This window comes from Streptomyces sp. NPDC059853 (assembly GCF_042731495.1).
In the GTDB taxonomy this organism is placed as follows: domain Bacteria; phylum Actinomycetota; class Actinomycetes; order Streptomycetales; family Streptomycetaceae; genus Streptomyces.
Map to the genome: position 1 here is coordinate 1 of NZ_JBHWJL010000106.1, position 8,134 is coordinate 8,134.

Annotated in this window: 6 protein-coding genes and 1 pseudogene; 3 read left to right on the forward strand and 4 right to left on the reverse strand. The window is 75.8% G+C overall.

What is annotated here, in order from left to right:
* The 3 genes from ACFV5N_RS13965 to ACFV5N_RS13975 form a co-directional block, all read right to left on the reverse strand.
* Nucleotides 1-543, reverse strand: a 543-nt coding sequence (locus tag ACFV5N_RS13965) for an ABC transporter permease (RefSeq protein ID WP_385598518.1), incomplete at its 3' end; no start/stop codon positions are given.
* Nucleotides 540-1,676, reverse strand: coding sequence for an ABC transporter ATP-binding protein (locus tag ACFV5N_RS13970; RefSeq protein ID WP_385598521.1), 1,137 nt, complete (start codon nucleotides 1,674-1,676; stop codon nucleotides 540-542). The genes ACFV5N_RS13965 and ACFV5N_RS13970, both read right to left, overlap by 4 nt.
* Nucleotides 1,669-2,751 carry an ABC transporter substrate-binding protein gene (locus tag ACFV5N_RS13975; protein ID WP_385598524.1) on the reverse strand — a complete coding sequence of 361 codons (1,083 nt, stop codon included), beginning with the start codon at nucleotides 2,749-2,751 and terminating at the stop codon, nucleotides 1,669-1,671. Before ACFV5N_RS13975 ends, ACFV5N_RS13970 begins: the two co-directional genes overlap by 8 nt.
* A 533-nt stretch (nucleotides 2,752-3,284) precedes the next feature.
* On the opposite strand from ACFV5N_RS13975, the gene ACFV5N_RS13980 reads away from it, so the two are divergent.
* From ACFV5N_RS13980 to ACFV5N_RS13990, 3 genes are read left to right on the forward strand one after another with little or no spacing between them, the layout of a single operon-like run.
* On the forward strand, nucleotides 3,285-4,061 hold the full coding sequence (locus ACFV5N_RS13980) for a GntR family transcriptional regulator (protein WP_385598526.1): 777 nt from the start codon (nucleotides 3,285-3,287) through the stop codon (nucleotides 4,059-4,061).
* The gene (locus ACFV5N_RS13985) at nucleotides 4,058-4,978 is read left to right on the forward strand and encodes a hypothetical protein (RefSeq protein WP_385598528.1); all 921 of its coding nucleotides are present in this window, start codon (nucleotides 4,058-4,060) and stop codon (nucleotides 4,976-4,978) included. The genes ACFV5N_RS13980 and ACFV5N_RS13985 overlap by 4 nt, the downstream gene beginning before the upstream one ends.
* Nucleotides 4,948-6,279 carry a zinc-dependent metalloprotease gene (locus tag ACFV5N_RS13990; protein WP_385598554.1) on the forward strand — a complete coding sequence of 444 codons (1,332 nt, stop codon included), beginning with the start codon at nucleotides 4,948-4,950 and terminating at the stop codon, nucleotides 6,277-6,279. Before ACFV5N_RS13985 ends, ACFV5N_RS13990 begins: the two co-directional genes overlap by 31 nt.
* Before the next feature lie 157 nt (nucleotides 6,280-6,436).
* Here the strand turns inward: ACFV5N_RS13990 and ACFV5N_RS13995 are convergent.
* Nucleotides 6,437-8,088: pseudogene (locus ACFV5N_RS13995) on the reverse strand (ATP-binding cassette domain-containing protein).
* Nucleotides 8,089-8,134: the final 46 nt, after the last annotated feature.

The window sequence follows — 8,134 nt, forward strand, 5'->3', positions numbered from 1 at the left end:
GGCGATCACCACCCCGGTCATGTTGTTGGCCAGCCGCAGCGGGTCGTCGATGACGCCGAGGGCCAGCAGGGTCTTGTTGACGACGCCCTGGTTGCCGAGGATCGCCATCCAGCCGAAGGTGCGGGCCACCGAGGAGATCAGCAGCGGGGCCACGGCCAGCGCGAAGAGCAGGCTCCGCCACCGGCTGCCGGTGCGGGCCAGGAAGAGCGCCACCGGGTAGGACAGCAGCAGGGTGAAGACGGTGGTGAGCACACCCAGTTGCAGGGTCTGGCCGATGACGTTCCAGTAGTGGGGGCTGGCGAGGACGTCGGTGAAGGTGGACAGGGTGACGGTCTGGAGGATCGCGCCGCCGTCCAGCGGCCGGTTGAGGGCCATCCGGACCACCCACACCAGGGGCAGGGCGTAGGTGAGCAGCAGGGCGAGGGCGCCGGGGGCCAGCAGGAGCAGGACGGGGCGGTGGCGCCGGAGCCGGCCGGCGGCCGGAACCGCGGGGGCGGGCGTCGGCGCGGGCGCGGTGGGGGCGGCGGGGGCGGCGGGGGTCATTCCGGGTCCCCGTCGTCGGCCACCAGCCGGGGGGCGGTGTCGTCCCAGCCGATCAGCACCTCGGCGCCGGGGCCGTAGGCGGCCTCCGCGCCGGCCGGCCGTTCGACCTCCAGTTCCGGGCCGTCGTGCGCGGCGCGGACCCGGTAGCCGACGACCTCGCCGCTGTAGCCGGCCGAGAGGACGGTGCCGCGCGGTCCGGCGTCCGCCTCCCCGGGGGGCCGGAGCGTGATCCGGTGCGGGCGGAGCATGACGGTGGCCCGGCCCTGCGCTGTCACGGCCTCGCCGGTGGCCCGTACCGTGCCGAGCCCGGGTATCGCGACCTCGGCGCCCGCGCCCGCGCCGGTGCCGTGGGTGGCGGTCACGGTGCCGGGCAGGAGGTTGGCGCGGCCGACGAACTCGGCGGTGAAGCGGCCGGAGGGCCGCTCGTACACCTCCTCCGGGGTGCCCAGCTGTTCGATGCGGCCGGCGTTCATGACGGCGACCCGGTCCGCCATCGACAGCGCCTCGCGCTGGTCGTGGGTGACGAACACGGTGGTGATGCCGGTCTCGTCGTGGATGCGGCGGATCTCGTCGCGCATCGCGCCGCGCAGCTGGGCGTCGAGGTTGGACAGCGGTTCGTCCAGCAGCAGCACGGCGGGCTCGATGACCAGGGCGCGGGCGAGCGCGACGCGCTGCTGCTGGCCGCCGGAGAGCTGGGAGACCCGGCGGTCGCCGAGGTGCCCGAGCCGTACCAGGTCCAGGGCGCGGGCGACCCGGTCGCGGACCTCGCTCTTGGCGGTCTTGCGCATCTCCAGGCCGAAGGCGACGTTGCGGAAGACGTCCAGGTGCGGGAAGAGCGCGTAGGACTGGAAGACCACGCCCATGTCCCGGCGGTGCACCGGCAGCCGGGTGATGTCGCGTCCGCCGACCTCGACCGTGCCGGCGCTGGGCTCGATCAGCCCGGCGATCATGCGCAGGGTGGTCGACTTGCCGCAGCCGGAGGGGCCGAGCACGGCGAGGAGTTCGCCGTGCGCCACCTCCAGGTCGATGCCGGCCACGGCGGCGCCCTGCGGGCCCTTGCCGGGGAAGACCTTGGTGAGTCCGGCGAGCCGCAGATACCCCGCGCCGGCGGGGGCGGCCGGCTGGTCAGCCACCGATGACCTCCTGCTTGATGCGGTCGACCCAGGCGGTGTAGCGGGTGGTGAGCCAGCTCCAGTCGACGGGGATCTGCCGGGCCTGCTGCTCCTCGGAGGCGGTGGTGCGGTCGCGCACCTCGGGGGCGAGTTCGGTGTCCTTGTTGACGGGCGCGTAGTAGGCGGCCTCGTCGAACGCCTTCTGGGCCTCGGCGCTGATCGCGTAGTCGATGAACTTCTGCGCCGCCTCCGCGCGGGGCGAGTTGTTGACCAGGTTGATGGTGTTGATCTGGGTGACGGTGCCCTCCTCCGGGAGGACGGGCGCGACGACGCCGCCGGAGGTGTCCTGGTAGAACTGGCCGCGCGCGTTCCAGCCGACCGCGATGTCGGCCTCGCCGGACTGGACGGCGGTGTAGACGTCCGGGGCCGGCTGCCAGGTCTCGACGGCGGGCGCCAGTTCCTTGAGCCGGTCGATGGCGGGGTCGATGTCCTGCTGGTAGTCGGTGCCGAGGATCTGCGAGAGCGCGACGATGAGCGCCACGCCGCGGGTGTCGGCGATGGGCATGGCGATCCTGCCCCGGTACGCCTCGTCCCACAGGTCGTTCCAGCTGGTGGGGGCGGTGTCCACCCGCTCGGTGTTGTAGAGGATGGAGAGGCTGTCCAGGGTGAGGCCGGGGCCGAAGCCGTCCTTGCCGGCCGCCTCGTCCACGAGCCGGTCGAGGTTGGGGACCAGCTCCGGGTCGAGCCGGGCGAACAGGCCCTCCTCGTTCGCGGTCGGGGCGACCGAGCTGTCCATGAGCGCGACGTCGGCGGCCGGGCGGGCGGTGCTGGCCCGCAGCTTGGCCAGCACTTCGCTGGAGTTCTGGATCGGTACGTAGGTGACCTTGATGCCCGGGTTGGCGTCCTCGAAGGGCTTGATCACCTGCTCGGTGAAGGCGTCCTGGAAGGTGCCGTAGAAGCCCATGAAGGTGATCGTGGTGGTGTCGCCGTTCCCGGCGGCGGTGTCCGGCGAGGCGCAGGAGGCGGCCAGGACGGCGGTGAGGGCGGCGGTGGCGGTGAGGGCCAGCGGGCGGCGACGGCGTGGGCGAGTGGGCATGGCGAAGCTCCGGGTGTGGTGACGAGCGGGGGGCGGACGCCGGGCGGGCGTCCCGGGGCGACGTCCGGCCGTCAGCGGGCGGGTGCCGCTGTCCTCACGCTGGAGCGGTGACCGGACGTCCGGCTACAGGAGCCGGTCCGAGGGCGCAGGCCGCCGACCATGTCGCCCTCCTTTCCGTGAGCATCCGTCCGCATGGTGACCGAGGTAATGAGACACGACGGGGACGGGGCGCGTGCCGCCTGAGCAAACTAGCGGCCCACATCGCACCGCGTAAAGCCGTGACCGGCGCAAACGGCGCCTCCGAAGGCGGTGCGGACGGGGCTGCGGGGCGGGCGGGACGACGGTCACCTGATGCATCAGGCGGCGGGAATGATGGGGTCGCGGCGCCGGAAAAGGGGCGTTCGGCACCACCTGATGCATCAGGTGACCGGGCGTGGCTCCGCCGTCCGCATCCGCTACGCTCCGAGAGTCAAGGAATTCCTCGCCCAAGTGTCTCGCATTCTGAGACGCCGTCCAGGAAGTGAGACGCGCTGATGCCGGTCCCGGCCTATCGCACGGTGGCGGACGAACTGCGGCGGCGCATCGCGGACGGCGAGTTCACCGGCGGCCGGCGGCTGCCCTCCCGCGCGGAACTCTCCCGCCAGTACGGGGTCGGCTCCAATGTCGCCGCCGCCGCGGTCCGGCTGCTGGCCGCCGAGGGCATCGTCCGCGGCCGCCCGGGACAGGGCGTCTATCTGCGCGAACAGCCCTCCACCGGCACCATGACACGCTCCTGGACCCGGGAGCGGCTCCTCGGCACCCTCGCCGTCTCCGACCCGGGCGCGGACCGGGGCACCGGGGAGGGCAGGATCGTCCGCAGCACCCCGCTGTCCACCACCGAACCGGCCGCACCCGCGATCGCCGCCCGGCTCGGCCTCGCCCCCGGCGCCCAGGTGGTGCGCAGCCGCTACCGGCTCAGCCGCGACGACCTGCCCGCGATGCTCTGCGTCAGCTGGGAACCGCTGGAGATCACCGGCGGCACCCCCGTCACCCTGCCCGGAGCCGGCCCGATGGCGGGCGAGAGCGTGGTGGCCCGGATGACCTACATCGGGATCCGGGTGACCCACTCCACCGAGACCGTCACCGCCCGGCCGTGCACCCGCGAGGAGGCCGCCGACCTCGATCTGACCCCGGGCGCCGCCGTCGCGGCCATCGAACGCACCTACTACGCCGACGCGCTGGCCCTGGAGACCGCCGACCTGGTGGTCCCCGGCGAGCGCTTCCGGCTGGCCTACGAGATCCCCGCCGACAGAACGGGCCCCGCCGCATGACCGCCCCGATACCCCCCGCCCCCTCCCCCGCCCCCGGGGCCCCTCCCCGCTGGCACCTGCTGACGGACGGAGACGACGGAACGATCCTGCTGTCCGTCGCCGAGTTCGACACCCCGTTCCTGCTCACCGCCTCCCTCTCCCAGGGCCTGGGCTCCAGTGCCCTCACCCTCGACCGGGGCACCGCGGGCCCCGACCGGATCGCCGTCTTCCACCGCGCCGCCGGACGCGTGCTGCTCCTCGTCCGCAACAAGCACCACCGCGCGGGCGGCGCCGCGGACGCCGCCCGGGCCGGGGAGGAGAACTTCGCCGGCTCCGTGCTGTGGAGCGGCCCGGTGCTGCGCGAGGACGGACCGGCCGCCGTCGTGGACATCACCGCGCTCGCCCTCACCGATCTGCACGGCATCGCCGCCCAGCTGCGCGACCGCGGCCAGGGCGACTACACCGTGGACCCCGCCGCCAGCTGCGCCCCCGCCCCCGGCACCGTCCCCTCCGGCGGCCCGCACGGCATCCGGCTGCCCGCGCTGCTCACCCTGCGCGGCCGGGCCACCGGCGAGGCCGTACGCTCCCTGGCCCCGCTCCCCCCACTCTCAGCCTGGTCCAGCGGCTGGAACTGCTGCCGCTGCCCGCGGAACCGCTGCCCGCCCGCCCCTACCACCCGGCGTCCGGCGGCTACGGCACCGGCCACCGCGACCACGGCGCCCCCGTCCCCGGCACCGTGGTGCGCCACCAGCCACGGTTCCGGCTGGCCGCGCCCGACGGCACCCCGCGCCCCGTCGTCTTCCTCGTCGACCCGGCCGTCCCCGACCCGGTGCGCACCGCCGTCGTCGAGGGCGGCAACTGGTGGCAGGAGGCCTTCGACGCGGCGGGCCTGCCCGGCGCGTTCCGGGTGGAGACCGCGCCGCGCGGCCTGGATCTGAGCGACCCCGCGCACCACACCGTCTGGTGGGTACACCGCGACGGCCGCGGCTGGTCGCACGGCCAGAGCCTCACCGACCCGCGCTCCGGCGAGATCCTGCACGGCCGGGTCCGGCTCGGCTCCCAGCGCGTCGCCCAGGTCACCGCGCTCGCCGAAGCGCTGCTGGCGCCCTACGGCCGGCCCGACGAGGCCGAACGGCTGGCCGCCGTCGACGATCTCGTCCGGCGCCGCATCCGCCAGCTGGCCGCCCACGAGATCGGCCACGCCCTCGGCTTCATGCACAACTTCGCCAGCCACCACCACCCGCGCCCGTCCGTCATGGACTACCCGCACCCGCGGCTCACCGTCACCGCCGACGGCCGGCTGGACACCACCCACGCCTACAGCGAGGGCCTCGGCCCCTGGGACCACTTCCTGGTGGCGCACGCCTACGGGGACCACACCGCCGCCTCCCTGGCCCGCCTGCGCGCGCAAGCGGCGGCCGACGGTCTGCTCTACCTGTCGGACGAGGACGCGAACGGCCCCGGAGCGGCCCACGCGGACGCGGTGCCCTGGACGGTGCCGGTCGCCGATCCGTTCGCCGCGCTGGAGGAGGTACTGGAGGTACGCCGCACCGCGCTCGCCGGCTTCTCCCGCGCCGTCCTGCCCCCGGACCACCACCACGGCGCCCTGGAGGACCGGGCGCTCCTGCTGCACCTGTACCACCGCCACCAGCTCACCGCCGTGGCCCGGCTGGTGGGCGGCGTCCGGTACGACTACACCCGGCCGGGCACCACCCCGGTCCCCGCCGCCGACCAGTGGCGTGCCCTGCACCGGGTGGCCGGGCTGCTCGATCCCGCGCTGCTGGTCCCGCCCCCGGCCGTGCTGGACCTGCTGACGCCCCCGGCCATCCGCTACGAGCGCCACCCCGACGCGCTGCGCGGCCGGGCCGGCCGGGTCTTCGACCCGCTGACGGCGGCGGCGTCCGCGACCGCGCTGGTCACCGGCGAACTCCTCAAGCCCTCCCTGCTCAACCGGCTGGCCTGGCAGCACGCCCGGGACCCGGAGATCCCCGGCCCGGGCGAGGTGGCCGCGGCCCTGCTGGCGGCGCTCGCGGTGGACCGCGGCGACGACGGCGTCGCCCGGGCCGTCCGGGAGACCGCCACCGGCGTGCTGCGCCGCGCCCTGCACACGCTGCTCGGGGACGAGGCCACCCACGACACGGTCCGCGCCGCGCTGCGCCCGCACGCGGGCGACCCGCCGGACGGGCCGGACGCCGCGCCCGTCCCCGCGCCCTGGATCCCGCCGGGCGCACCGCTGTGAGTACGCTCCGGCACCGGGGGCTCGGGGGCGGGGCCAGGGGCAAGCGGTCCATGCGCGTGTTTCCGGGTCGCCGGGGCGGGTCACCGCGGACGCTCTCCACGGTCCGTCACCACCTCCCCGCCGGTGGCACACCACACCCGCCGCGCCCGGGCGGGTGTCAGCTCCCGGGCGGGGGCAGCCGCAGCTCGCGGCCGCCCCAGCGGCGGCGCAGCCAGCGGTCGTGACTGGCCACCACGATCGCGCCGGGTCCCGGTCCGAGGGCCGCCTCCAGTTCGTCGCACAGCCGGGGCGAGAGGTGGTTGGTGGGCTCGTCCAGCAGCAGCAGGTGCGGCGGACGCGCCACCAGCAGGGCCAGGGCGAGCCGGCGCCGCTGGCCGGCCGACAGCCGGCCGACCGGCTGCCGGGTGTCGGCCTCGCTCAGCAGCCCCAGCGAGACGAGCGGCACCTCCGCCGCGCGTTCCGCTCCGAGCGCGCGGGCGTAGATCTGCCGGGCGGTACGGTCCGGGTGCGCGAACACGGTGTCCTGGGTGAGCATCGCGGTGGTCAGGCCGGGCCGCCGGTGGATGCCGCCGGGTGCGGGGAGCCGGCCGGCCAGGACCGACAGCAGGGTGGACTTGCCGGCCCCGTTGCCGCCGGTGACCAGGAGCCGGTCCCCTTCCCCGATCTCCAGCGGCGGCAGCGGCGGGCGGCCGGGGACGCGGACCGCGCGGAGGGCCACCAGGGATTCGCCGTACTGCCCGTTCTCCCCCGGTTCCGCGGTCCCGCTCCCGGTGGCCAGACGCGCCGGCCGGAAGGTGAGCGGGCGCGGCGGCGCGGCGGTCGCGGTCCGTTCCAGCTCGGCCAGCCGCCGGGCGGCGTCCCGCACCCGGCGCGAGATCTGCCGCTGGACCCGGCCGGCGCGGTGACCGTAGCCCATCTTCTCGTGGTCCGTCCGCCCCCGGTCCGGGGCGAGCCGGTGCGCGGTCACCCCGGACGCGTGGCGCAGTGCCCGCAGTTCCTGCTGCTCCCCGGCGAACCGCTCTTCCCAGCGCCGCCGTTCGGCCTGCCGCGCCGCCAGATAGTCGCGGTAGCTCCCGCCGTAGCGCACCGGCCCGCCGGGTGCCGGGTCGAGGTCGATCAGGTCGGTGCACACGGCGTCCAGGAAGGCGCGGTCATGGCTGGCCACCACGACGGCCCCGGACAGTGCGCGCACCCGCTCCTCGACGAAGGCCGCCGCCTCGTCGTCGAGGTGGTTGGTCGGTTCGTCCAGCAGCAGGGCGGCGGGGCGGCGCAGCAGCAGCGCGGCCAGGGCGAGCCGGCCGCGCAGGCCGCCGGAGAGGGAGCCGAGCGTCCGGTCCGGGGAGAGGCCTCCCAGGCCGAGCCCGCGCACCGTGTGGGCCGCGCGCCGGTCGGCGTCCCACACCTCCGCCTCCTCGGCGCGTTCGAGGGCCGCGCCGTAGGCGTCGAGCAGAGCGGCGTGGCCGGGTGAGCCCTCCGGGGTGCGGCCGAGCAGACCGGTCAGCCGGTCGAGTCCGGCCAGGGCGGCGCGGGCCTCGCGCAGCGCGTCGTCCAGGACCTGGCCGATGGTCGCGCCGGGTCGAACGGCAGCTCCTGGTGCAGGAAGCCGAGGTCGGCGGGGCGGGTGACCCGGCCCGCGTCGGGCCGGTCCACCCCGGCGAGCAGCCGCAGCAGCGTGGTCTTGCCGGCGCCGTTCTCGCCGATCAGGCCGAGGCGGCGGCCGGGGGCGGCGGTGAGGGAGAGGCCGTCGACGATCCGGCGGCCCCCGTGGATACGGACGAGGTCGTGCGCCTGGAGCGCGGGTCGGGGCATGGTGATCCACCTGGGGGTACGGGGCGGGACGGGGGCGGGGCGGCGG